Consider the following 23,055-nt stretch of genomic DNA (forward strand, 5'->3'; position numbering starts at 1 on the left):
GCGCAGGAGTACGCGCACTCAAATTCCAATACGGGCCCTATGAGAGAACAGAACGCTTCCGGAAACGCGCGCTCGCGAATCTATCGAAAGGTCGACATCCGCATCCTCGGGTTTCTCGCAGTCTGTTACATCACGGCCTATATCGATCGCATCAACATCAGTTTCGCGAAGCTCGCGATGCAATCGGACCTCGGATGGAACGAGGCCGTATACGGATTCGGCGCGGGAATCTTCTTTCTCGGCTACATGGCGTTCGAGGTGCCGAGCAACCTGTGGCTGACCCGTATCGGCGCGCGGCTCACGCTGAGCCGCATCATGGTGCTGTGGGGGCTGACGTCGGTCGCGATGATGTTCGCGACCGACATCACGACGTTCTACGTATTGCGTTTTCTGCTTGGCGTGTTCGAGGCGGGCTTCAGCCCCGGCATGCTGTTCTGTCTGACTCGCTGGTATCCGGAGGCGCGAATGGGACGCGCGATGGCGATGCTGCTGTGCGCGGGGCCCGTCGGCGCGTTGATCGGCGGACCGGTGTCGACGCTCATCATGACGCAGCTCTCGGGCGCGTACGGGCTGACCGGCTGGCAGTGGCTGTTCCTGCTCGAAGGATTGCCCGCGGTGCTGCTCGGCATCGTGCTGTTCTTCACGCTGTGCGAGCGGCCCGCCGACGCGAAGTGGCTGAGCGCCGGCGAGAAGGCGATCCTGCTGGGCGAACTCGGTTCGGCGCCGCGCGCGGCGAGCCGGCACACCGCGTTTCGCGAGGTGCTGAAAGATCCACGAATCTATGCGATGGCGTTCTCCTACTTCGCGATCATCTGCGGCCTGTACGCGGTCAGCTTCTGGCTGCCGACGCTGCTGCGCGGCGCCGGCGTGAAGAACCTGCTGCACATCGGCGCGCTCACCGCGCTGCCGTATCTGGCGGCGATCGTCGCGATGCAGGTGATCGGCCGCCGGTCCGACAAGCGCAGCGAGCGGCGCCTGCACAGCGCGATCGCGCTGCTCTTGAGCGCGGCGGCGCTGACGACGACGGTGGTCGCGGGCGACCGCTTCGTCGTCGCGATGGTCGCGCTCGTCGCGGCAACCGCGCTGATGTATTCGGCATACGCGGTGTTCTGGGCGATTCCCGCCGACTATCTGAAGGGCGACGTCGCCGCGGGCGGCATCGCGCTCATCAATTCGATCGGCCTGTTCGGCGGCTTCGTGAGCCCGACGATCATCGGCTGGATCAAGAACGAAACGGGCAGCCTGCAGGCCGGGCTGATGGTGATGGTCGCGCTGTTCGTCGCGGGCGCGATCGTGCTGCTCGTGAATCGCGTCGACGCGAAGAAATGGAGCGCCGCCGCATCATGAAGATCCTGGTCGCCGGATTCCGGCACGAGACGAACACGTTCGCTCCGAGCAAGGCGAGCTATGCGAGCTTCGCGGCGGACGGCGGGCGCTATCCGCTGTCGCGCGGCGCCGAGATCTGCAAGCTGAAGGGCATGAACCTGCCGATCGCCGGCTGCCTCGCGGCGCTCGACGACGCCGGCCATGTCGCGCTGCCCGCGATCTGGGCCGACGCGATGCCGTCGGGCCGTGTCGAATCGGTCGCGTTCGAGCGGATCGCGGGCGAGATCGTCGATGCGGCGAAGCGGTGCGGCGCCGACGGCATCTACGTCGATCTGCACGGCGCGATGGCGACCGAGCGCTACGACGACGGCGAAGGCGAGCTGCTGCGCCGGCTGCGCGGGGCGGCCGGCGCGCGCGTGCCGATCGTCGCTTCGCTCGACCTGCACGCGAACGTCACGCAGCAGATGCTCGACAGCGCGGACGGGCTCGTCACGTACCGCACGTATCCGCACGTCGACATGGCGGACACCGGGCGCCGCGCGGCCGCACTGCTCGATGCGCTGCTCGGCAAGCGCCATCGCCATGTCCGGATCGCGCGGCGCGTGCCGTTCCTGATTCCGGTCAACGCGATGTGCACGTCGCTCGAGCCGTCGAAGAGTCTGTTCCGGCTGCTCGGCCGGCTCGAGACGGGCAGCGTGCGGTCGCTGTCGTTCGCGCCGGGTTTTCCGGCGGCGGACTTCTCCGAATGCGGGCCGGCGATCTGGGGCTACGGCACGGATCCCGTCCAGCTGACGCGCGCGGTCGACGCGCTGTACGAGCACGTCATGTCGAGCGAGGCGGAGTGGTCGGTGCACTTCATGTCGGCGGACGACGCGGTGAAGGAGGCGATCCGGATCGCCCGCCGCGCGGACAAGCCGGTCGTGATCGCCGACACGCAGGACAACCCGGGCGCGGGCGGCGCCTCGAACACGACGGGGCTGCTGCGCGCGCTCGTCAGGCATCGCGCGCCGGATGCGGCGCTCGGGCTGTTCTTCGATCCGGCGGCCGCGTGCGCCGCGCATGCGGCGGGGCTCGGCGCGTCGGTCGAGCTCACGCTCGGCGTGGAGAGCGGGCTGCCGTTCACCGGGACGTTTCGCGTCGAGTCGCTGTCGAACGGCCGCTGCCATTGCCACGGTCCGATGCTGAAGGGCGCGACGTTCGAGCTCGGTCCGACCGCGTGCGTGCGGATCGACAACGTGCGCGTCGTCGTCACGTCGGCGCGCGTGCAGATGACCGACCGGAGTTTCTATCGGATCGCGGGCGTCGCGCCCGAAACGATGAAGATTCTGGTCAACAAGAGTTCCGTCCATTTTCGGGCGGATTTCGATGCGATCGCAGATTCGGTGCTGATCGCGAAAGCCGGCGGCTGGATGGCCGCCGACCCGGCCGATTTACGCTGGACGTCGCTGGCCGACGGGATGCGCGTGAGCCCTTGCGGCGCGCCGTTTTTCGGCTGCGGCGGGCGGCGCGCGCCGCACGCGGAAGGGATCGCGGGAGAGATATGGATATAGGACGAGTGCATTGATGCGAGCGGCCGCGCGAGGTGCGCCAACACCCGGCGCGGCCTGACCACGAAAGAATTTCAGCGAAGACCCCAACATGGCTGTCGGCATTGTACGGCAACGTCCATGCCTCGTCGCGCGCGCGCCGCTGCGGCGAAGTTGCGCGTTGCGTTCCCTGAAGCATGCGCCCGGGCGCGGTTCGCGTCCGGACGCGGCGTGCGCGCTCGCGCGGCGCACCGGCTGCGCGCATGCGGCCGTACAGCCGCCGCGCATGTCGTCCGCGCGCCGCCCGCCGCATGCACCGGTCAGTCCGCGGTCCTGCGTCGACGCCGCCGCGCCGGCTGGGCGCGCGCGTCGTTCGCCCGTTCTCTGCGCTTGCGCGCCCGGCGCCCGCCCGGTCGCATCGAATCGATTGTTACGACACGCACCGCGCCTGTCGTGCCCCATCTGCCGCCCGGTGGCCCGGTTGTCTGCGGCAGTGGCCTCGCGATCGGAACACGCTCCGATCGCGCTTTTTATTCCCGAGGCAGCGATTGCCGCAGCCGGCTCCGCCTTCGCATGCCGCAGTCGCGCCTTCCGTTTTCAGCGAAAAAACTCCGTTCCGCACATGGATGAGTCCGATGAACTCCTTAGATACCAACCATCTCCTTAGCCCGGCGCGTGCGCCGGCGAGACCGTTGAGCGACGCCGCCGAGCGCCGCTCGCTGAAGGCGTCCCCTCGCGTGCAGCGGGTGCTCGACGAGCTCGTCACGCGTATCGTCGACGGCGAATTCACGTCCGGCCTGCTGCCGCCGCAGGACGTGCTCGCGCGCCAGCTCGGCGTGCCGCGCTCGGTGATGCGCGAAGTCACGCGCATGCTGACCGCGCGGCGGATGCTGCACGCCCGGACGAAAGCGGGCACGCGTCTCACGCCGCGCTGCGAGTGGCGGCTCTTCGACGATCATGTGATGCAGTGGCGGATGCGGATCGCGGCGGACACGGACTTCCTGCTCGACGTCACCGCGATGTGCGACCTGATCGAACCGGAAGCGGCCGCGCAGGTGGCGATGCATTCGGACGACATGCAGCGGCGCGCGATCCGGGCCGCGCATGCGGCGCTGCGCGAGGCGGTCGAGCCCGACGCGCTGCGCCGCGCGCTCGAGCTGCTGCATGCGTCGATCGTCGAGGCGAGCCGCAATCAGTTCATCCGGCAGATGGGCGAGGTCGCGCGCGCGGGCGTGATGGCGATCGACCTGGACGCGGCGACGCTGAACGAGCGCAACGACACGATCCGCGACGCGGCGGCCAGGCTCGTCGCGGCGATCGACGGCCGCGACGCGAACGGCGCGCGCACGGCGATGGTCGCGCTGCGCGCGGCCGTCAGCGAGACGAGCCTCGACCCGGCCTGAGCAGGCCCGGCCGGGCGCCGTGACGCGCGCCGTCGCGCACGCGGCGCGCGTGCGCGCACGACGGCGGCGCGCTTACCGCGACGGCGTTTCCGCTTGCGCGAGCGCCGCCGGCTGACGGCGATATCGCACGAAGTACAGCACGCTCAGCGCGACGAGAAACGGCACGCCGAACACGAGCGTCATGTGGAACTCGGGCGTGAAGTACGTCGTCACCATGATCGCGAGCATCAGCGCCGCGCCGGCGAGCGTCGCGAACGGGAAGCCCGGCATCCGGAAGCCGGGCTGCGGCATCCCGAGCGCCGCGCGCTTGCGGCGGAAGAAGTAGTGCGTGACGAAGATCATCATCCACGTGAACATCGCGCCGAACATCGAGATCGCCATCATGATCGTGAACGACGCGTCCGGATAGACGATGCTCACGAGCGTCGCGATCGCGATGCCGAGCGTCGACAGCAGCAGCGCGTTGAGCGGCACGCCGCGCCCGTTCAGCCTGCCGAGACCGCGCGGCGCATGGCCCGCGCACGCGAGGCTGAACATCATCCGCGTCGTGATGTAGAGCTGGCTGTTCATCGCGGACAGCGCGGCGATCAGCACGACGAAATTGATGACGCCCGCCGCGCCCGGCAAATGAATCGCGATCATCACCTTGACGAACGGGCTCTCGTCGCGGCCGGCCGCGGTCCACGGGACGATCGCGAGCATCAGCGCGAGCGTGACGAGATAGAACAGCACGAGGCGGATCACCGTCGAGCGGAACGCGCGCGTGACCGCGCGCTCCGGGTCCTGCGCCTCGCCCGCGGCGACCGCGATCATCTCGATGCTCAGATAGCTGAAGATCGACACGATCACCGCGACCCACATTCCCCACATGCCTTTCGGGAAAAAGCCGCCGTGCCCGAAGTAGTGATGAAGGCCCGGCGCGCCCGCGCCGCCGCTCGCGGTCGCATTTGAGCCCGCACCCGCGACGAGCGACGGATCGACGAACACGACATAGCCGCCGATCGCGATGAACGCGACGATCGCCGCGATCTTCACGACCGAGAACCCGTATTCGACCGAGCCGAACACGTCGACGCTCCGCGCATTGACGAGCACGAGCACGGCCGAGAAGCCGGCGATCCAGATCCAGCCCGGCACCGCGGGAAGCCAGTACTTCATGTACAGCGCGATCGCGGTGACTTCGGTGCCGACTGCGAGCACGATGCACGCCCAATACGCGTAGCGCACGAGAAAGCCCGCCCACGGGCTCAGGTAATGCTCGGCGTGCGCGCCGAACGAGCCCGACGTCGGGTGCGCGACCGTCATCTCCGCAAGACAGCCCATCAGCAGCAGCGAAATCAGCGCGCCGATCGCATAGCTGATCAGCACGCTCGGCCCCGCGAAACTGATCGCGAAGCCGCTGCCGAGAAAGAGGCCCGTGCCGATCGCGCCGCCGATCGCGATCATCGACATCTGTCGCGCGCTCAGCGTGCGCCGCAGCCCGCCTTCGCGGGCCGCGATCGCGTGAAATTGTTCTTCCGAACTCATTGAATGCTCCTCCGATTCTCGTTATGGATCGCGGGCGCGTCGCGCGCCCGCCGGACCTGCGTGAACGATCGGAACCGTTCGTCAGAACATGTGCCGCAGCCCGACCGCGACGCCCGTCTGGTTGCCGCGGCCCGGCATCTCCGTGACGGCGTCGCCCGACACCTTGTTGTAGTCGACGGTCGCGTAGAGCTGCGTCGCCTTCGACAGTGCGTATTCCGCTTCGAGCACGCCCGCGTAGCGCTTGCCGCCGTTGCCGTCGACGCCGTTCACGTTGCGGATCGCATCGTAATAGAACGCGCCCGTGAGCGTGATCGCCGGATCGATCCGGTACGCGACGCCCGCGTAGCCGATCGCGTCGTAGCGCGGGTGATCGGCGAACGAGCCGTAGGCGAGAGCGCGGCCCGGATCGTTCAGGTAGTCGCGATCGATCGTGCCGGTCGCATCCTTGCCGCCGAGATAGCCGACGAACAGCGTCGCGGGCCCGGCGACGTAGCGGCCCGCCGCGCCCCACATCTGCTGTGCGCGGCCGTCGGCGTCGCGGGTCTGCTGATACACCGCGCCGACCGTCAGCGCGCCGTGCGTGTAGGCGGAGCGCACGCCCCAATAGGCGTTGCGGCTCATGCCGCCCGCGACGCCGCCGAAGCCGTAGCTTGCGCCGACCGCGAGGCCGCCGACCGAGTTCGCATAGCTGACGACGTTGCTCGCGTAGCCCTGCGTGAGAAAGTACGGCCACATGTTCGCCGTGTAGTTGCCGATCGTCAGCGGATCGAGATCGCCGAACAGATTGAAGCCTTCGGTCGTCTGGCGGCCGAGCTCGACCGTGCCGAAGCCGCCCGACAAGCCGACGTACGCATAGCGGCCGAACAGCCGCCCGCCGTCCGCTTGTCCCGACTGCGGCTCGAAGCCGTTCTCGAGACGGAAGATCGCCTTCAGGCCGTTGCCGAGATCCTCGGCGCCCTTCAGGCCCCAGCGGCTGTTCGTGATCGCGCCGTTCGCCATCTGCACGGCGCCGTCGTTCGCGGCGTTGGCGTGCGTCGTGTAGCGGATGCTCTGGTCGACGATGCCGTACAGCGTGACCGAGCTCTGCGCGAACGCAGGGCCCGACAGCGCGATGCCGATCGCGATCGGCCATGTCGATGCTCCAAACCTGTTCATCTTCGTTTCCTTGTCGAGGTGTCGTTGTGCCGGACGGCGGAAAGCCCTCGCCGCGCGGAACCTGCCGCGGCGAGGCGAGCGGGCCGCCGCCGTCCGTGTTGCGACACGCTTCGCGTGCGCCGCCGCCGGCGTCGTCGGCCGGCGGCGGTGCGTCGATCGAGTGACGGACTCGGGTCCGTTATTGGCGTGAACCGGCCCTAGCCTGCGGCGCGGCTCGCCGGCTGCCCGAGCGCGACGTACGCGACGAGCTCGATGCGCATGTCCGGATGCGCGAAGCCCTGCACGGCGACGCAAGCGCGGTTCGGATACGGCGCGTCGAAGCAATCGCGGTAGACGGTGTCGATGACAGGGATGTCGCGTGCGTCGGCGACGTACAGCAGCACCTGAACGATGTCCTGCATCCGCGCATCGGCGGCGCGCACGGCCGATGCGAGGTTCGACAGCGTGAGACGCGCCTGCTGCGCGATGTCGCCGCCGACGATCGCGCCCGCCGCATCGACGGGACCGTGCGCGGTGAACATCAGGCCGTGTGCATGCGTGGCCCACGAGAACGGCTGCGCGGGTTCGGGCAGATCGACGGGGATCAGTTCGGGCATGGGGAAACTCTTTTGGATATCTGATTGTCGGGGAGGGGCCGGGAGCGTCGCGGCGCTTGCGCGCCGGGGTTCACGCCGCCGGCTTCAGTCGGTTCCGGCTTCGGCTTCGGTTCTTGTTTCGGTTTCGGTGCCGCGCGAAATGCGTCACGCTTCACGTCACACGTCACGTCACGTCACGCTGCGGCGCGCATCCGGCGCGCCTTCAGCACCGCGGCGATCGCGTTCGCGACGTAGTCGACGTTCGCGTCGCTCAGGCCCGCGACGCACGCGCGGCCGGAGCGCAGCAGGTACACGCCGTTGTCTTCGCGCAGCGCGTCGACTTCGGCGGGTGCGAGGCCGGTATAGCTGAACATCCCGCGCTGCTCGACCAGGTAGCCGAACGACGTGCCGGGCAGCCGCGCCGCGAGCCGCTCGGCGAGCGCCGAGCGCATCCGCTTGATGCGCTCGCGCATCGCGGTGACGTCGCGATCCCACTGCTGCGCGAGCGCCGCGTCGTTCAGCACGGTCGAGATCAGCCGCGCGCCATAGAGCGGCGGGCTCGAATAGATGCGGCGCACGCCCGCCTGAATCTGGCTCAGCACCTGCGCCGCTTCGCTTTCGTTCGCGCACGCGATCGACAGCCCGCCGCAGCGCTCGCCGTACAGCGAGAAGTTCTTCGAGAACGAGTTGCTGACGACGACGGGCAGCCCCGCGTCGGTCATCGCGCGGATCGGCGATGCGTCGTCGTCGAGGCCGTCGCCGAAGCCTTGATACGCGATGTCGAGAAACGGAATCAGCCCGCGCCGGCTGCACAGCGCGACGATTTCGCGCCACTGCTCGCGCGACAGGTCGATGCCGGTCGGGTTGTGGCAGCACGGCTGCAGCAGCACGATCGCGCGCGCGGGCAGCGTGTCGAGCGTCGCCATCATCGCGTCGAAGCGGATGCCGTTCGTCGCCGCGTCGTAATACGGATACGTGTGCACGTCGAGGCCCGCCGCGGCGAACAGCACGCGGTGGTTGTCCCAGGTCGGATCGCCGATCCAGATCGCGCTGTCGGGGAAATAGCGCTTCAGGAGGTCCGCGCCGAGACGCAGCGCGCCGGAGCCGCCGACCGTCTGCACCGTCGCGATCCGCTTGTCGCGCAGCGCGGCGCTGTCGGCGCCGAACACGAGCGATTGCAGCGCGCGCCGGTAGTCGGCCAAGCCCTCCATCGGCAGATACGTGTGCGCGCCGTGCCGCTCGCTCAGCCGCGCCGCCGCCGCGCGCACGCTGTCCAGCACCGGCACGGCGCCGCTTTCGTCGTAATAAAGGCCGATGCTCAGGTTGACCTTGCGCGGCTCGGGATCGCGCTGGAATGCCTGGAACAGCGACAGGATCGGATCGCCGGGATATGCGTGAATGTGTTCGAACATGATGGAGGCTGTCTGCGGGATGACGGGAACAGCGGCGGGGCCGCCGCGCGCCGCATCGCCCGAAGGCCGCGCCGCGCGCCGCGCGCGGCCTTCCGGGCCGCCGCCGCTGCACGATTCATGGGGCGCATGTTATCGGCGAAAAAATGAAATGTGCTTCTGATATCGTGCTTGGATACGATTCGTCGTGATAGAGTCTGCGAATCGAAATCGATTTTTTGCGGGATTCTGCGAAATGAGCCTGGACCGTACCGATATGCGCATCCTTCGCGAGCTGGAGCGCGACGGCCGCATCAGCAATCAGGACCTCGCGACGTCGGTCGCGCTGTCGCCGTCCGCGTGCCTGCGGCGCGTGAAGCTGATGGAAGAGCAGGGCGTGATCGAAGGCTATCGGTGCGTGATCGCGCCGAAGCGCATCGGCGTCGAATTCGAGGCGCTCGTGCACGTGGCGATGCGTCCCGACATCGACGACTGGCACGACTCGTTCGTCGCCGCGATCCAGTCGTGGCCGGAGGTCGTCGCCGCGCAGGTGGTTACGGGCGAATCGAACTACGTGCTGACCGTGCGCGCCCGCAGCCTCGATCACTTTTCCGATTTCGTGATGAACCGGCTGCATCGCGCACGCGGCGTGATGTCGACGAATTCGAGCATCGTGCTCGCGACGCTCAAGCGCGACGGCTCGGTGCTGGATCTCGCGAGCAAGCCGGCATAGGCGGAAGCGCGGCGGGGCGGCGCGCGGGCGGGGCGCCGTCCGCTTCTCTATTCCCGATACAGGTAGTGAACGCCGTCGGGCGCGCGGCGAACGCGCCGTCGCCTAGCGCGGCGGGCGGCCCGCCGTCCACGCCCCAACCGCCGCGCGGCCTTGGACTGCTTGTTGCCGGCGCGGCGGGTTGACCGCCCGGACGGCGCGAGCGGCACGGCGAAGCCGCCCGGCGCCTCCGCGAGCGCGCCGCTCAACCTCCCGCCATCGTCGGCAGCAGCGTCCGATAGATATGAATGAACGCGGGCCCGAGCAGCACCGTCAGCAGCGCTGGAAAGATGCAGAAGATCAGCGGAAACAGCAGCTTCAGCGCGATCTTCGCCGCGCGCTCCTCCGCGCGCATCCGCCGCTGCGTGCGCAGCGTGTCCGACAGCACGCGCAGCGACGCGCCGATGCTCGTTCCGAAGCGGTCCGCCTGGATCAGCATCGCGCTGAACGCGTCGACGTCTTCGGCGCCCGTGCGCAGCGCGAGGTTGCGCAGCGCGGTCTCCTTCGAGAAGCCGGAGCGCATCTCGAGCAGCATCAGCCCGAGCTCGTCCGCGACGATGGGGCTGCGCAGCCGTAGCTCGTCGGCGACCTTCGTCAACGCCGCGTCGAGCCCGAGTCCTGCTTCGACGCAAACGGTCAGCAGGTCGAGCGCGTCCGGAAAATCCTCGACGATGACGCGCTGCCTCGACGCGATGCGGCGCGACAGCACGGCGTTCGGCAGATAGAAGCCGAACGCGCCGATCAGCACGAGCATCGACGACAGCATGTACGGGCTGTCCGCGAGCACGGTGTCGATCAGAAACGGCATCGCGGCCGCGGGCAGCGCGAGCGCGAGCACGGTCTTCGCGGCGAAGTACAGGTGCGCGGCGGCCGGCGAGCGCCATCCGGCGTTGATGAGGCGCAGCCGCAGCGGCGAATTCTCCCAGCCGGCCTTCGGCAGCGACAGCTTCGAGATCGGCGCCGAGATTTCGGCGAGCTTCTCGATCCACACGGCCTGCGGCGCCGCGCCGTCGCCCGCCGCGGCCGCCGCGCCGCCGCCGATCTGTTCGAGACGCCGCGCGAAGTCGCGCGGCGCGAACGCGAGCCACGCGGCCATCACGCCCACGACGACGATCGCGAACAGGCCGAATAGCAGCAGGAGTTGCGTGACGTTGAAGTTTTCCATGACAGTCCCCGAATGTCGTTCAACGAATGATGGCCGGATGCGTCGTGCGCGGCTTCACACGCGAATCCGGATGATGTACCGCATCCACACGATGCCGAATGCCATCGCCCCGATCGTGACCCCGACGAGCAGGACGCCGGCCGGGTCCTGCCAGAGCACCGCGATGAAGTCGGGATTCATGATCGCGAGGAGCGCCGCGGTGCCGAACGGCAGCAGCGTCAGGATCAGCGCGGACAGCTTGCCTTCCGCCGACAGCACGCGGACCTTGTCGAACAGCTTGAAGCGCTCGCGAATCAGGAGCGCGATGCCGTCGAGCAGCTCGGCGAGGTTGCCGCCCGTCTCGCGCTGGATCAGCACCGCGATCACGAAGTAGCGCAGGTCGGGCACCGGCACGCGCGTCGCGAGATTCAGCAGCGCTTCCTGCAGCGGCACGCCGTAGTTGATCTCGTCGAACGTGATCCGGAATTCGCCGCCCATCGGCTCCGCGAACTCCCCGCCCACCATCGAGATCGCGCTCGAGAACGCGTGGCCCGCGCGCAGCGCGCGCGCGATCATGTCGCACGCGTCCGGCAACTGCCGTTCGAGCTTGCGCAGGCGGCGCGTCCGGCAGCGCAGCACGAACATCGTCGGCAGGCACACGACCGCGACCGCAACCGCGCCCGCGATCCATAGCGGCAGCGGCGCGAAGCTGAGCGCGACGAATGTGATGAACGGTATCGCAAGCGAGATCCACGCGAGCTTCACGACTGACCACGTGAGGCCCGATTGCTCGATCATCAGGTCGAGCGTCCGCACGCGGGGCAGGCGCATCAGCAGGCGGTCGAACGGCTTCGCGTCGTTGAGCATCCGCTCCTTGAGGATCGACAGCCGCTCCTTCTGCACCTGGCCGCCCGCCGACATCGCGCGGATGCGCGCCTCGATGCGCCGCGCGGCCGGGCCGTGGTGGGCGTTCCACCATTGATAGACGCCTTCGAACGCCAGCACCACGGCGACGAACAGCAGGAGAATGAAACCGTAGAAAATCGGGTCCATGACGGGCTCCTTCATTCAGCGCGGGCTTACGCCACGTCGAAGCGGCGTGCGGGGTCGTACATCGCGTCCGGCAACTGGATGCCGAACGCGCTCAGACGCTCGGCGAACTTCGGCCGCACGCCCGTCGCGGTGAAGTGGCCGAGCACGTTGCCGTTCGCGTCGAGACCGGTGCGCTTGAACGTGAAGATCTCCTGCATGTTGATGATCTCGCCCTCCATGCCGGTCAGTTCCTGGATGCTGACGATCTTGCGCTTGCCGTCCGTGAGGCGCGCGGTCTGCACGACGACCGACAGCGCGGAGCTGATCTGCTGGCGCATCGTCTTCGGCGGCAGCGAAAGGCCCGAGACGCCGATCATGTTTTCGAGCCGGGTCAGCGCGTCGCGCGGCGTGTTCGCGTGGATCGTCGCGAGCGAGCCTTCGTGGCCGGTATTCATCGCGTTCAGCATGTCGAGCGCTTCGGCGCCGCGCACTTCGCCGAGGATGATGCGGTCGGGCCGCATCCGCAGCGCGTTGCGCACGAGCGTGCGCTGCGTGATCTCGCCTTTGCCTTCGATGTTCGGCGGCCGCGTTTCGAGCCGCAGCACGTGATGCTGCTGCAATTGCAGCTCTGCCGCGTCTTCGATCGTCACAATCCGTTCGTCATCGGGAATGAAGCCGGACAGGATGTTGAGGAGCGTCGTCTTGCCGCTGCCGGTGCCGCCCGACACGAGCACGTTGACCTTCGCGTGCGCGAGCGCTTCGAGCAGTTGCGCCATCGGCGGCGTCAGCGTCTGGTAGTTGACGAGATCGTCCATCTTCAGCGGATTGACGGCGAAGCGACGAATCGACATCAACGGGCCGTCGATCGCGGACGGCGGGATGATCGCGTTCACGCGCGAGCCGTCGGGCAGGCGCGCGTCGACCATCGGGCTCGATTCGTCGATCCGCCGGCCGACGCGCGACACGATCTTCTCGATCACCTTCATCAGGTGCGCGTCGTCGTAGAACGTGACATCGGTCAGCTCGAGCCGGCCATGCCGCTCGACATAGACGGCGCTCGCCGTGTTGACGAGGATGTCCGACACGGTCGGATCGCGCAGCAGCGATTCGAGCGGACCGAATCCGAACATTTCGTCGTAGACGTCGATCGTGAGCTGGCGCCGCTCGAGATCGTTGGCGAGCAGCTTCTCGTCGTCGAGAATGCGCGCGATCAGCGTGGCGATCTCGTTGCGCACCTGCTCGGCGGGCATCCGCGACAGGCGCTCGAGCTCGACGCGCTCGAGCACGGTGCCATGAATCTGGCGGCGCAGCTTCTGATACGCTTCGCGCGCCATCGCGGTCGCCGCGCCGATGGCGTCGCTTCGGGACATGAACGGTGGTGCGCGCCGCACGGACATCTGGTCTCGCAATGACATGATGATCTCCTCGAACGGTGTTACATCGATTTGAGTTTGGGCGTCGCGCTACGGCTGAAGAGCCGTGCGATCAGCGGTGTGTCGCGCGTGCTGTCGCGGCGCGGGCGCTGCCCGCCGTCGACGAGCCGCTTCGCGAACGCCTGCAGGCTGCGCGCGACGCCGCTGTTGCGCGCGAGCCGGGAGAGCGGAACGCCCTGGTCGACCGCCTCGCCGACCGTGGCGGGATCGTCGGGAATCACGTGCGCCGCGCGCACGCCGAGCACTTCCTCGAGCGCCGCGCGCGCGCGGTCGGATGCGCGCGTCTGCCGGTTCAGCACGAGCTGCATGCGCTCGAGCGGGCAGCTGAGCGACACGAGCAGCTCCTGCAGGCGCCGGGCCGCGCGCACGTGCGGCATGCTCGGCTGCAGCACGACTTCGATGTGGTCGCTGCGGTCGAGCGCGACCATCGACACCGCGTTCAGGCTCACGCCGAGATCGAAGATCACGAAGTCGTAGCGCGGCGCGGCGACGCCGAGGATCCATTCGAGCGCGTCCTCGCGGAGGTCGGCGGCCTTGAGCGGATCGCCCGCGCCCGCGAGCACGTGGAACGTATCGGTCACGCGCACGACGCTCGCGTCGAGAAACGCGCCGTCCATTCTTTCGAGCTGCCCGCAGAGCTGTGCGATGGTCGACGGCGGTGTCTGGTCGCTGACGAGGAACGCGGCGTCGGCGAACTGCTGGTTCAGGTCGATCAGCAGCGTGCGGCGCTGCCCGCCTTCGGCGATCTCGTACGCGACGTTGCCCGCGATGAAGCTCGTGCCCGCGCCGCCCTTGCACGACATGAACGACACGATCCGCGTGTCGGGCGTATCGCGCTGCGTGCACTGCGCGGCCGCGCGCTTCAGCGCATCGTCGAGCGCGTGCGGTTCGACCGGCCAGGGCAGCACGTCGCGCACGCCGGCGCGCATCGCGTCGAGCAGCGTCTGCGACGACGCGTCGGTCGTCACGAGCATGCACGTCAGGCCCGGATGCAGGCGGCTCAGCCGCTCGATCGCGGCGAGCTCGGCGGTGTCGAGCGCGAGGCCGTCGATCATCAGGATGTCGAACGCATCGAGGCCGTCCGTGCGCTGCACGATCTGCGCGGCGCGGCCGATCGTGCGCGTGACGCGATAGCGGCCGGCGTCGCCGACGAGCCGCGCGAGATGCGCGAGCCGTGATGCGTCTTCGGAAGCGACGAGGATGTTGATCATGGTCGTTGACCTCGTGTGGGGTTCATTGGCAAACCGAGCCGCCCGACGACGTCGTGAGACTTTCGCGGGGCAGCGTGGTGACGAAGGAGGGCATCGCGAGCGTGAGCGGCACGAACGGAATCAGCGTCTTGACCGTCACGTTCTTGACCGACACGGTGACGAACGTGCAGGTGCTGCGCGCCGTCGCCGCGTCGGAATCGCAGCCGGCGGGCGAGTAAGACAGGCTCACGTTCGCATTGCCGATGAGCGGCATGAACTGGCCGATGCGGGTCTTCACGACGGACGCATCGGCGTCGCAGACGGCCGCCGTGCGCGCGCCGAGCCGGACGGCCTCGCTCGCGGTGTTCCAGTAGAACAGCACGCGGCCGAACTCGCAGATGCCGATCAGTATCGTGCAGAGGATCGCGGCGACGAGCGCGAACTCGACAGCCGTCGCGCCGCGCTGCATACGGCGCCGGATCAGGGAGAAGGGGCGCGCGTTCATGACACTTGCCTCATCACGGTGACGATGTTGCCGAAGGTCAAGGTCGGCAGGCCCGGAAACGCCGGGATCGGCTGGTACTGATAGCCCTTGATCTTGACCTCGACGAGATTGATGCTGCCCGCGAGATTCGCCGGATCGGGCGAGCCGTTGTTCGTGTCGTAGGTCGGCACGTTCGCGAACTGCGCCGGATCGGACGCGTCGCCGCAGTTCGTCGTGTGCGACGCATCGCAGACGATGACCATCGACGTCGTCAGGCCCGGCGCGAGCTCGCTGCCGGTCGAGCCGCAGGTCGTGCTGCCGTAGACGGCGAGACACTGCGCCTGCGCGACCGGATACGCGGGGTCGGTCGACAGGTACGTCGACAGATAGCGCGTCGCGTCACGTGTCGCTTTCGTCAACGCCTCGTACTGGTAGATCGCGCGGCCGAATTCCGCGACGCCGGTCACGAGCAGCACGAGCGGAATCATCACGATCGCGAATTCGACCGCGACGGCGCCGCGCATCCGCGCAGGACGGGGGCGGGATGAGAGTCGGTTCATGATCGTCTCCGGGTTATTGGAGCAGGACGGGCACTTGCGGGCCGACCGAACTGCCGTTGCCGGGCGTGCCTTGCGTCGCGCACGGGCTGCCGGCAGTCGTCGACGAGCCGCGGTATTCGAGATGCACGGGTGTTGCGCTGCCGCCGGAACCCATCGGATCGAGCATCAGCACGCAGTCCCACGACAGCACGGGCGCGCTGTGGCCGCTCAGCAGCACCGAGCAGTCGACTTCGGGCGCGAGCGCGAGCCGCCGGTCGGCGCCCGCCTGGTAGTAGCTCGCGCTGTACGAGCCGCCCGTGGTGATGCCGGTGATCAGATCGCCCTGATAGCTCGTGAACGTCGAGCGCTTGCTGACGAAGTCCGAATACGCGTTGCTCTGCGCGGGCCACGTGGTCGCGTCGTACGCGTAGCCGGTGAAGTCGGGCGTGCCGAACGACGGATTCTTGTAAGGATTCGCGTAGATGCCGAAGCGAGTGTTGTATGCGTTCGTCGTCGCGGCCTTGTTGCCCGGCGTGCCGATCTGCGAGCCGGCCGCGGGCAGTGCGCAGTAGTTGCCCGTCAGCTCGTTCGCGATCGCCGACGCGCTGTTCGAGCCGTCGAGCGCCGACCAGCCGAAATTGCCCGAGCCGAACGACGGCGGCGAGCCTGTCTTCGCGGACAGCCAGTCGCCGACGTTGTACGTCGCGCCCGCGACGGGCGGGCTCGTCTGCGTGCCGGCCTTGCAGATGAACACCGGGATCGCGCAGGTCGTCTGCGCGGCGCCGATCGTCGCGACGGCGGTCGCGGATACCGACGCATTCGCGACGGTCACGCCCGGCACCATGTTGAGCGTCTGGATGAACCAGTTGACGATGCCCGTTCGCGACGTCGTGCACTTCACGTACTTGATCGACGAGGGCGAGGCGATCGCGCTCTTCGGTTGAAACGGATTGCTGAGCGAATCGGTGAACGTGACGTTCGAGTTCGTCTGCATCTGAACCGGAAATTGCTCGAACAGCGCGTAGTTGAGGTGGCCGGCGGTGATGCCGGCCGCCTCGGACACGGACAAGTTGATCGTGGCGCCCGTCAGGTCGCGCGCCGCGGCGAGCGCGCATGCGTCGGCGCTGTTCTGCAACTCGCTGCGCGTCACGTAGAGCTTGCCGAGATCCAGCGCGAGGCCGACGAAGCCGATCAGCACCGCGAGCATCAGCGCGACGAGAATCGATACGACGCCGCGCTGCCGGCGCCGCCCGCCGTGAAGGGCGGCGCCTGACGAAGAAGTGACGCGAGACATGACGGTCTCCCTGAGCGCGTGGTGGTTATTGACCGCCCGTCTTGCCGCCGCCGACGCCGATCACGAAAGCGTTCGGCGTGGGCTCGATCTGCTGGAACGACTTGTCGTAGTTCTCGAGCGCAGCGGCGGCCGACTTGCCGTCGATGCCGGTCGCCGACTTCGTGTGCTCGGCGGCGTGCGGATCGATGATCTGGGCCTGCATCACGGCGCGGACCGAATCGCCGAAGCGGCTGTCCCAGACGGGCGTGCTGTTCATGCAGCCGCCGAGCGAGGCGGCGAGCGACGCGGCGAGCACGAGGCGGCGCGTCAGCGTGAAGTAATCGAGGTTCATGTGCGTCCCCTTGCGGAAGTTCAGTGGTCGACGGGCTGCGCGATCGCGCCAGCGTTGGCGAGCTGTTGCGACGGCTGTGCGGCGCCTTGGCGCAGCGCGGTCGCGCCGGCGGGAGCCGGCGCCGCGAGTGCGGCGGGCGTGGGCGATGCGGTGGCGGCCGCCGGTGCGGCGGGCAAGGCCGGCGCGGCGCCCGGCACGGCGGCGCGCGCGCCTTGCCGCAGCGCGATCGCGGACGCGGACGCGGACGGCAACGCGGGCGGCGGCGCTTGCACGGTGGCCGACGGACGCGCAGGCGCAGGCGCGGACGTCTGCGCGGCATCCGGCGCGATGTTCGCCGGTGCGGCGGCGGTCGGCGCGGCGTTCACGGGCGCAGCATTCGCGGGCGCAGCATTCGCGGGCGCAGCGGCAGCGGCGGGCGCGGTGCGCGTCGGCGCGGCGGCCGTCGGGGCGGCATTGACGGGCGCAGCGCTCATCGGCGTGGCGTTCGCGGGAACGGCGGCGCCGGCAGGTGCGGCGTTCTCGGGTGCGGCTTCGCGCTTGCGCATCGCGCCACGGCCTTCCATGTCGCCCGTCGCATAGACGTCGATTTCATTGGGCTTCGTGAAGCTGTCGGTCGGCAGCGGCACGTCAGCGGTTTCGAGCGGCTTCACCAGATGCGGCGTGATGACGAACACGAGCTCGGTGCGATCCTGCTGGAACGACGTGCTGCGCAACAGCGCGCCGAGCACGGGCAGCTCGCCGATGCCGGGCAGCGCCTTCAGCGAGCCTTGCATGTTGTCCTTGATGAGGCCGCCGATCGCGAACGTCTCGCCGTCGCCCATCTGCACCGTCGTCGATGCGCGCCGCGTCGTGATGAGCGGCAGGATCGACACGCCGCTCACGTTCGTCGCGGACAGCGTGACGCCCGTCGGCGACAGCTCGGACACTTCAGGCGCGACCTTCAGGCTGATCCGGCCGTTCGACAGCACGGTCGGCGTGAACTTCAGCCCGACGCCGAATTCCTCTTCCTGCAGCGTGATCGTCGTCGTGCCGGTGCCGCTGCTCTGCGGAACCGGGATGAAGATCTTGCCGCCCGCGAGGAACGTCGCTTCCTGGCCGCTGATCGTCACGAGCTGCGGCTCGGCGAGGATCTTCACCGGCTGGTCGGTGTTCTGCGCGTCGAGCGCCGCCTTGAACGGCAGCCTGTTCGACTTGCTCGCCGCGATGCCGTTGCCGACGCCCGCGAGCAGGTTCGTCACGAGCGCGCCCGTCCACGAGCCGAATCCGCCCTGGATGTTGACGGCCGACCCCATCTGGTTGATCAGCGTCTTCGACACCTCGGCGACCTTCACCTCGAGCATCACCTGCTGCGGCGACGTGACGGTCAGCATGTTGAGCACGCCCCCGCGCGGGCCGCCCGGGCCCGCGCCGGCCCCCCCGCCGACGTTCGTGCGGTCGCTGTACGCCTTCGCGATCGCGACCGCCTGCTGCGAGGCCTGCGCGCTCGACACGTTGCCCGCGAGGACGATCGTGTCGGCGGCGGTCGACACGCGGATGTCGCGCTCGGCGGGCATCAGCTGGCGCAGCGACGCCTGCAGGCCGCCCGCGTCCGCGCCGACCGCGACGTCGATGATCTGGCACGCGCCGCTCCTGCCCTGAACGATCATGTTGGTCGTGCCGACCGACAGACCGACGAGATAGAGCGTGCGCGGCGACACCATCGTCGCCTGCGCGACGGCGGGATTGCCGATCGTGCGGTTGCGCACCGGCTCGTCGAGCGGCACGAGCAGCGACTTGCCGAGCGGCACGCTGACGCTCGTCGCCTCGCGCATCTCGCCGACGCAGTTCGGACCGCGCAGCGGCGCCGCGGCTTCGGCTGCCGCGGCGGCGCCGGCGACCGGAGCGGGCGCCATGCTGATCATCATCTGCATCGGTCCGCGGCCGATCGCCATCGGCGCCGCTGCGATGCCCTTCGTGATTGCGGCATTTTCGACGGCATCCTGCGCGGACGCGGCGAAGACGGTGAGGAGCCCGGCGCAGCACGCGGCGGTGAGCGCCGCGCCGCGCACGACGCGCGAGCGCGTCGGCGTCGGCCGGGAAAGTTGCGGTTTGGTGTCCATTTCGTGTGGTCCCCCAGTGCCCGGCGCAGTGCGCCGGGTTTGACTATCGAAAGCTGCCGAAACGCAAACGGGCAGCGGAAACGCCAGGCATCGTCAGTGCTTTGCCGCTTATGTCAGAAACATTCGACGCTGCCCGTCACGCCGGACAACACGCCGACGCAGTCGCGGCCGGCCGCGCCATGTGCATGCGCGACGACGACGCGCGTGCGCACGGGGCGCGGTTGCGCGGCGTGCACCGCGACGGGCGCTGGCACGGCCGCCGGCTGGCCGAGCAGCGTGTTCTTCGTCGCGCCGCCGGTATTCAGCGCGTCCTTGTCGACCTGGTTGCGCAGCACGAGCGACAGCGTGCCGACGCTGCGCGCGAGGTCGAGTTTTTCCGCCTGGTCGGGCGAGACTTCGAGCGTGACCGCGTTGACGACCTTCGGCGCCGTGTCGTCGCGGCTCACTTGCTGCGCGACGGCGAGCACGAGGATCTTCTCGAGCACGATCTTCGAGATGCTCTGCTGCGGATCGGCCTTCGACTGTTCCTGCGTGTTGACGATCACATCGACGTAGTTGCCCGGCAGCGCGAAGCCCGCGACGCCGACGACGTCGTTCACGCGCACGGTGATCGCGCGGTGTCCCGGGGCGATCACGGCGGACAGGCCGCCCTTCGTGCCGACGGGCGCGAGCTTCGAGCCGAGCACGGGCTCGCCGCGCGCGAGGCTCGTGCGCACGACGCGGCCCTCGAGTGACTTGACGTCGGTGAACGCGCCGGGCGGCACGCTGGCCGTCGGCCAGTTGATGATGCGGAGCTGGTTCGGGCCGAGCGGCTCGCCGAGGTTCACGTCGATCGCGGCCACCGCGACCGGCGTGACGGCGCTGCTCGATGTCTGCACGAGCCATCGCGATGCGAAGGCGACGGCGGCCAGCCCCGCCAGGATGGCGATGGCGAGCATCGTGAATGCGCGACTGTTTTTCATGGCGGTACTCCTCATTAGTCGTATCAAGAGCCAATGGACCGGACGGTTACCAATCGCGATCCGCATCCGGCGGGGTGAAGGGCGGTTCATCGGGCACCGAACCGAAGAAACTGCGCCACGCCTCGTGCAGCGCCTGCGGCGTGACCGTGGGCGCATCGCCGCGATAGCGGACGGATGCCGAGACGAGCCGCAGCAGATCGCCCGGATAGCACGCGAGAAACGGTATCTGCGCGGGCGTGTGCAGGCGTTGCAGCAGGTAGTCGAACGTCGACGCGTCCGACGTCAGCGCGAGCGCGGCGCAGTTCGCGTCGTACACGGCGCGGTAGCGGTCGACGGGCAGCGGCCCGACATGCAGCTTCGAGCCGAGCCGCCGCAGGAACGCGTCGTCGTTGAACTGCGTGGGCGTGAGGTTGCTCGAGAACACCGGCCACACGTCGAACGGCATTTCGAGCCGCACGCCGCTCGCGAACGTCAGCTGATCGACGTTGCGGTCGAGCGGCAGCAGCCAGCGGTTCAGCAGATCGCGCGGCGCGATGCGCTGGCGGCCGAGGTCGTCGACGATGTAGAGACCCATGTTCGCCTTCACGTGCGGCGGGGCCTGGTAATAGCCCGTCGCGCCGTCGCGGCGCAGGTCGAGTTCGTCGAGCGTCAGCTCGCCGCCCGACAGCACGATGGGCCGGCGGCACAGACGCCAGCGGCGGTCGCCGCTCGCGCCGTCGGCCGCGCGCGGCGCATCGACGTGCACGAGCGAATCGTGGATCTTGATGATCTCGCCCGATGCGTAGATCGCATGCGGAATCGGCACGTTGCCGCGCAGCAGCGCGCCGAGGCGCTCGGCGAGATAGGTCTTGCCGCCGCCCGCGGGGCCGTGGAGCAGCAGCGGCCGGCCTGCGTTCATCGACGCGGCGGCCGCGTCGAGCATCGCCGGCTCGATGATGACGCCGTCGAACGCCGCGTGCGCGTCGGCGCGCGCGATCGTCAAGTGGCGCATCGAGTGGGCGGCGACGGTCGCGACATACGCTCCGTGCGTGACGGGTGCGGGGCCGCAGTAAGTGTTGCGCGCTTTCTCCTCGCGCGCGAGTGCGCGGCCGAGGTCGGTCAGGCGCAGCGTCAGGTCGATGTCGGACAGGCCGCGATGCGTGACTTCGATCAGACGCTCGCACGCGAGGAACGTCAGCACTTCATCGAGCACGACGGGCGGCAGGCAGTGACGCTCGACGATCTCGGTCAGGCTCGAACGCCCGTGCACGAGCATCGATTTCAGCAGCAGCGCCGCGACGAAGGCTTCGTCCAGGCCGGTTTCCGCGAGCGAGCGCGGTGCCGCCGGCAGACGCGTGGCCTGCTTCGTGCGGTACGCGCGCAGCGCCGGCGGCTCCGGCAGATGGGCGATCTGCGCATCGTGTCGCGGTTCTGCTTGATCCAGGTTCATGGTCGCTCCAATCGTTGGGTAAGGGGCCGGCATGCGCCGCGTCAGGTCGCCGCCGTGAACAGCACGCCGAGCGTGCCGATGGCGATCGCGACGCCGTACGGCAGCGTCCCGACCGAGTCGATCTCGGGTGCGGCGCGCGCTGCCGACGGATCGCGCAGCAGCGCCGCGCTCACGAACAGGTGACGCAGGTTCGCGAGCAGCTTGCGGAATTGGCCGCGCTTGAGCGCGACCGCGAGCGCCCACGCGCCGCCGACGACGAACGTCGCGAGCACGATGCGCAGCGCGAGCGACGGTCCGACCCACGCGCCGATCGCGAGCATCAGCTTCACGTCGCCCGCGGCGATGCCGCGCAACAGATAGAAAGGCAGCAGCAGGCCGGCGCCCGTTGCCGCTCCGGCGAGCCAGGCGGCGAAGCCGGTGTGCGGGCCGGGCAGCCCGCATTGCGCGACGAGCGCGCCCGCGAGGCCGAGCGCGATCAGTCGGTTGGGAATGCGCCGGCTCGCCAGATCGATGCTGGCCGCGACGACTGCAAGCAAAGTCACGCAGAGCGGGATCGGTTGCGGCGGCAGAGCGGAAAACATGGAAGGCCTCGCGTCGTATTCAATTGTTCGATAAGCCGCAGCGGTGACGCCAGCCGGCATGCCGGACTGGCGCATCCAGGCAGGTTTGAGATCACACATCCGAAGCGACGGTGCTGAACACCGACTGCAGATTGGTGCCGACGACCTGCACCGAGCCGATGATCACGATCGCGATGAGCGCTGCGATCAGCGCGTACTCGATCGCCGACACGCCTGATTCATCGCGCAGCCGGCTCATGACGGCATGGGCGGGTTGCGCGTCGAGCCAGCGCGGACGGATCGACTTTCGGCAAAAGGACTGGGTTCTCATGAATCGCTCCTCAGCGGTATCGAACGGAACATCGAACGGGAACGAACGGACGGAACGTGACGGACGGCGAGTTGCACGAAGCCGTCCGTCGTTCCGGCGACGTACCCTACAGATCGCTGCCGATCGTCGAGAAGACGGAATTCAGATTGGTGCCGACCGTCTTCACCGAACCGATGATCACGATCGCGATCAAAGCAGCGATCAGGCCGTATTCGATGGCACTGACGCCGCCTTCGTCGCGAACGAACTGCTTCACGTATTGAACGAGGCTGGACATGACTCTCTCCTTTTGAATCACTAAGAAAAACCCTTGCCATCGATGGCGCGGGACGTACAACGGGAACTGCTCCAACTACAAGGAACTACAGGCACTACAAGGCACTACGGGTACTGCAGGGCACTGCTGAAAAGCGGGCAGCGGATCAGAACAGCCGCAGCGGGACCTGCACGCGAACGCATGCGCCGGCGCGGACGGAACGATCTGCGGGATGGGGCTTGCCGGCGCGTGCGCATGAGTCGATGCGCGCCGCACGGCGCCGCCCGGGAAAAATGCGCAAG

22 protein-coding genes are annotated in these 23,055 nt (G+C 68.5%); 4 read left to right on the top strand and 18 right to left on the bottom strand.

Annotation, left to right across the window (positions count from 1 at the left end; all coding sequences use genetic code 11):
- The first annotated feature begins 39 nt into the window (after positions 1 to 39).
- From WS62_RS13180 to WS62_RS13190, 3 genes are all read left to right on the top strand, one after another.
- Positions 40 to 1,347, top strand: coding sequence for an MFS transporter (locus WS62_RS13180; protein WP_066571305.1), 1,308 nt, complete (start codon positions 40 to 42; stop codon positions 1,345 to 1,347).
- On the top strand, positions 1,344 to 2,876 hold the full coding sequence (locus WS62_RS13185; RefSeq protein ID WP_066571361.1) for a M81 family metallopeptidase: 1,533 nt from the start codon (positions 1,344 to 1,346) through the stop codon (positions 2,874 to 2,876). Before WS62_RS13180 ends, WS62_RS13185 begins: the two co-directional genes overlap by 4 nt.
- A gap of 611 nt (positions 2,877 to 3,487) precedes the next feature.
- Positions 3,488 to 4,255 carry a FadR/GntR family transcriptional regulator gene (locus WS62_RS13190; protein ID WP_066571307.1) on the top strand — a complete coding sequence of 256 codons (768 nt, stop codon included), beginning with the start codon at positions 3,488 to 3,490 and terminating at the stop codon, positions 4,253 to 4,255.
- Between the two features lie 72 nt (positions 4,256 to 4,327).
- Here the strand turns inward: WS62_RS13190 and WS62_RS13195 are convergent, their stop codons facing one another.
- The 4 genes from WS62_RS13195 to WS62_RS13210 form a co-directional block, all read right to left on the bottom strand.
- Complete coding sequence (locus tag WS62_RS13195; protein ID WP_066571308.1) at positions 4,328 to 5,782, bottom strand: amino acid permease; 1,455 nt, start codon at positions 5,780 to 5,782, stop codon at positions 4,328 to 4,330.
- A gap of 81 nt (positions 5,783 to 5,863) precedes the next feature.
- Positions 5,864 to 6,937, bottom strand: coding sequence for a porin (locus WS62_RS13200; protein WP_066571309.1), 1,074 nt, complete (start codon positions 6,935 to 6,937; stop codon positions 5,864 to 5,866).
- A gap of 197 nt (positions 6,938 to 7,134) precedes the next feature.
- The gene (locus WS62_RS13205; protein WP_066571310.1) at positions 7,135 to 7,533 is read right to left on the bottom strand and encodes a RidA family protein; all 399 of its coding nucleotides are present in this window, start codon (positions 7,531 to 7,533) and stop codon (positions 7,135 to 7,137) included.
- Positions 7,534 to 7,706: 173 nt separating this feature from the next.
- Positions 7,707 to 8,924 (bottom strand): amino acid aminotransferase, encoded by a 1,218-nt coding sequence (locus tag WS62_RS13210; protein ID WP_066571312.1) that lies wholly within the window; start codon positions 8,922 to 8,924, stop codon positions 7,707 to 7,709.
- 232 nt (positions 8,925 to 9,156) lie between these two features.
- Between WS62_RS13210 and WS62_RS13215 the strand changes: the two genes are divergently transcribed.
- Positions 9,157 to 9,633: an Lrp/AsnC family transcriptional regulator gene (locus WS62_RS13215; protein WP_066571313.1), complete on the top strand. Its 477-nt coding sequence runs from the start codon at positions 9,157 to 9,159 to the stop codon at positions 9,631 to 9,633.
- 241 nt (positions 9,634 to 9,874) lie between these two features.
- On the opposite strand, the gene WS62_RS13220 is transcribed toward WS62_RS13215, so the two are convergent.
- The 14 genes from WS62_RS13220 to WS62_RS13285 all read right to left on the bottom strand — a co-directional run bounded on the left by WS62_RS13220 (position 9,875) and on the right by WS62_RS13285 (position 22,774).
- Complete coding sequence (locus WS62_RS13220) at positions 9,875 to 10,834, bottom strand: type II secretion system F family protein (RefSeq protein ID WP_066571314.1); 960 nt, start codon at positions 10,832 to 10,834, stop codon at positions 9,875 to 9,877.
- A gap of 54 nt (positions 10,835 to 10,888) precedes the next feature.
- Positions 10,889 to 11,866: a type II secretion system F family protein gene (locus WS62_RS13225; protein WP_066571363.1), complete on the bottom strand. Its 978-nt coding sequence runs from the start codon at positions 11,864 to 11,866 to the stop codon at positions 10,889 to 10,891.
- 26 nt (positions 11,867 to 11,892) lie between these two features.
- Positions 11,893 to 13,260 carry a CpaF family protein gene (locus WS62_RS13230; protein WP_066571315.1) on the bottom strand — a complete coding sequence of 456 codons (1,368 nt, stop codon included), beginning with the start codon at positions 13,258 to 13,260 and terminating at the stop codon, positions 11,893 to 11,895.
- Between the two features lie 20 nt (positions 13,261 to 13,280).
- A complete protein-coding gene (locus WS62_RS13235) occupies positions 13,281 to 14,489 on the bottom strand; it encodes an AAA family ATPase (protein WP_066571316.1) in 1,209 nt (402 codons plus the stop codon).
- A gap of 22 nt (positions 14,490 to 14,511) precedes the next feature.
- Positions 14,512 to 14,973 (bottom strand): TadE/TadG family type IV pilus assembly protein, encoded by a 462-nt coding sequence (locus WS62_RS13240; RefSeq protein ID WP_066571318.1) that lies wholly within the window; start codon positions 14,971 to 14,973, stop codon positions 14,512 to 14,514.
- Positions 14,970 to 15,476, bottom strand: a complete 507-nt coding sequence (locus WS62_RS13245) for a TadE/TadG family type IV pilus assembly protein (RefSeq protein ID WP_066571319.1) — start codon at positions 15,474 to 15,476, stop codon at positions 14,970 to 14,972. The genes WS62_RS13240 and WS62_RS13245 overlap by 4 nt, the downstream gene beginning before the upstream one ends.
- A 49-nt stretch (positions 15,477 to 15,525) precedes the next feature.
- Positions 15,526 to 16,785 carry a pilus assembly protein TadG-related protein gene (locus WS62_RS13250; RefSeq protein ID WP_066571321.1) on the bottom strand — a complete coding sequence of 420 codons (1,260 nt, stop codon included), beginning with the start codon at positions 16,783 to 16,785 and terminating at the stop codon, positions 15,526 to 15,528.
- A gap of 25 nt (positions 16,786 to 16,810) precedes the next feature.
- Positions 16,811 to 17,116, bottom strand: a complete 306-nt coding sequence (locus tag WS62_RS13255; protein ID WP_066571324.1) for a hypothetical protein — start codon at positions 17,114 to 17,116, stop codon at positions 16,811 to 16,813.
- 20 nt (positions 17,117 to 17,136) lie between these two features.
- Positions 17,137 to 19,215: a type II and III secretion system protein family protein gene (locus WS62_RS13260; RefSeq protein ID WP_066571326.1), complete on the bottom strand. Its 2,079-nt coding sequence runs from the start codon at positions 19,213 to 19,215 to the stop codon at positions 17,137 to 17,139.
- Positions 19,216 to 19,328: 113 nt separating this feature from the next.
- Entirely contained in the window at positions 19,329 to 20,177 is an 849-nt protein-coding gene (gene cpaB / locus WS62_RS13265; RefSeq protein WP_066571328.1) for a Flp pilus assembly protein CpaB, read from the bottom strand.
- A 46-nt stretch (positions 20,178 to 20,223) separates the two neighbouring features.
- The gene (locus tag WS62_RS13270) at positions 20,224 to 21,606 is read right to left on the bottom strand and encodes an ATPase (protein WP_066571329.1); all 1,383 of its coding nucleotides are present in this window, start codon (positions 21,604 to 21,606) and stop codon (positions 20,224 to 20,226) included.
- 41 nt (positions 21,607 to 21,647) lie between these two features.
- Entirely contained in the window at positions 21,648 to 22,187 is a 540-nt protein-coding gene (locus WS62_RS13275) for an A24 family peptidase (protein ID WP_066571330.1), read from the bottom strand.
- Positions 22,188 to 22,278: 91 nt separating this feature from the next.
- Positions 22,279 to 22,425 (bottom strand): Flp family type IVb pilin, encoded by a 147-nt coding sequence (locus tag WS62_RS13280; protein ID WP_066571367.1) that lies wholly within the window; start codon positions 22,423 to 22,425, stop codon positions 22,279 to 22,281.
- Positions 22,426 to 22,603: 178 nt separating this feature from the next.
- Complete coding sequence (locus tag WS62_RS13285; protein ID WP_066571331.1) at positions 22,604 to 22,774, bottom strand: Flp family type IVb pilin; 171 nt, start codon at positions 22,772 to 22,774, stop codon at positions 22,604 to 22,606.
- Positions 22,775 to 23,055: the final 281 nt, after the last annotated feature.

This window comes from Burkholderia sp. ABCPW 14 (genome assembly GCF_001523835.1).
Lineage (GTDB): Bacteria > Pseudomonadota > Gammaproteobacteria > Burkholderiales > Burkholderiaceae > Burkholderia > Burkholderia mayonis.

Excerpts from the sequence above, each read along its gene's own strand:
- WS62_RS13180 (WP_066571305.1), top strand. The coding sequence starts at position 40 with ATGAGAGAACAGAACGCTTCCGGAAACGCGCGCTCGCGAATCTATCGA.
- WS62_RS13185 (WP_066571361.1), top strand. The coding sequence starts at position 1,344 with ATGAAGATCCTGGTCGCCGGATTCCGGCACGAGACGAACACGTTCGCT.
- WS62_RS13190 (WP_066571307.1), top strand. The coding sequence starts at position 3,488 with ATGAACTCCTTAGATACCAACCATCTCCTTAGCCCGGCGCGTGCGCCG.
- WS62_RS13195 (WP_066571308.1), bottom strand. The coding sequence starts at position 5,782 with ATGAGTTCGGAAGAACAATTTCACGCGATCGCGGCCCGCGAAGGCGGG.
- WS62_RS13200 (WP_066571309.1), bottom strand. The coding sequence starts at position 6,937 with ATGAACAGGTTTGGAGCATCGACATGGCCGATCGCGATCGGCATCGCG.
- WS62_RS13205 (WP_066571310.1), bottom strand. The coding sequence starts at position 7,533 with ATGCCCGAACTGATCCCCGTCGATCTGCCCGAACCCGCGCAGCCGTTC.
- WS62_RS13210 (WP_066571312.1), bottom strand. The coding sequence starts at position 8,924 with ATGTTCGAACACATTCACGCATATCCCGGCGATCCGATCCTGTCGCTG.
- WS62_RS13215 (WP_066571313.1), top strand. The coding sequence starts at position 9,157 with ATGAGCCTGGACCGTACCGATATGCGCATCCTTCGCGAGCTGGAGCGC.
- WS62_RS13220 (WP_066571314.1), bottom strand. The coding sequence starts at position 10,834 with ATGGAAAACTTCAACGTCACGCAACTCCTGCTGCTATTCGGCCTGTTC.
- WS62_RS13225 (WP_066571363.1), bottom strand. The coding sequence starts at position 11,866 with ATGGACCCGATTTTCTACGGTTTCATTCTCCTGCTGTTCGTCGCCGTG.
- WS62_RS13230 (WP_066571315.1), bottom strand. The coding sequence starts at position 13,260 with ATGTCATTGCGAGACCAGATGTCCGTGCGGCGCGCACCACCGTTCATG.
- WS62_RS13235 (WP_066571316.1), bottom strand. The coding sequence starts at position 14,489 with ATGATCAACATCCTCGTCGCTTCCGAAGACGCATCACGGCTCGCGCAT.
- WS62_RS13240 (WP_066571318.1), bottom strand. The coding sequence starts at position 14,973 with ATGAACGCGCGCCCCTTCTCCCTGATCCGGCGCCGTATGCAGCGCGGC.
- WS62_RS13245 (WP_066571319.1), bottom strand. The coding sequence starts at position 15,476 with ATGCGCGGCGCCGTCGCGGTCGAATTCGCGATCGTGATGATTCCGCTC.
- WS62_RS13250 (WP_066571321.1), bottom strand. The coding sequence starts at position 16,785 with ATGTCTCGCGTCACTTCTTCGTCAGGCGCCGCCCTTCACGGCGGGCGG.
- WS62_RS13255 (WP_066571324.1), bottom strand. The coding sequence starts at position 17,116 with ATGAACCTCGATTACTTCACGCTGACGCGCCGCCTCGTGCTCGCCGCG.
- WS62_RS13260 (WP_066571326.1), bottom strand. The coding sequence starts at position 19,215 with ATGGACACCAAACCGCAACTTTCCCGGCCGACGCCGACGCGCTCGCGC.
- cpaB (WP_066571328.1), bottom strand. The coding sequence starts at position 20,177 with ATGAAAAACAGTCGCGCATTCACGATGCTCGCCATCGCCATCCTGGCG.
- WS62_RS13270 (WP_066571329.1), bottom strand. The coding sequence starts at position 21,606 with ATGAACCTGGATCAAGCAGAACCGCGACACGATGCGCAGATCGCCCAT.
- WS62_RS13275 (WP_066571330.1), bottom strand. The coding sequence starts at position 22,187 with ATGTTTTCCGCTCTGCCGCCGCAACCGATCCCGCTCTGCGTGACTTTG.
- WS62_RS13280 (WP_066571367.1), bottom strand. The coding sequence starts at position 22,425 with ATGAGCCGGCTGCGCGATGAATCAGGCGTGTCGGCGATCGAGTACGCG.
- WS62_RS13285 (WP_066571331.1), bottom strand. The coding sequence starts at position 22,774 with ATGTCCAGCCTCGTTCAATACGTGAAGCAGTTCGTTCGCGACGAAGGC.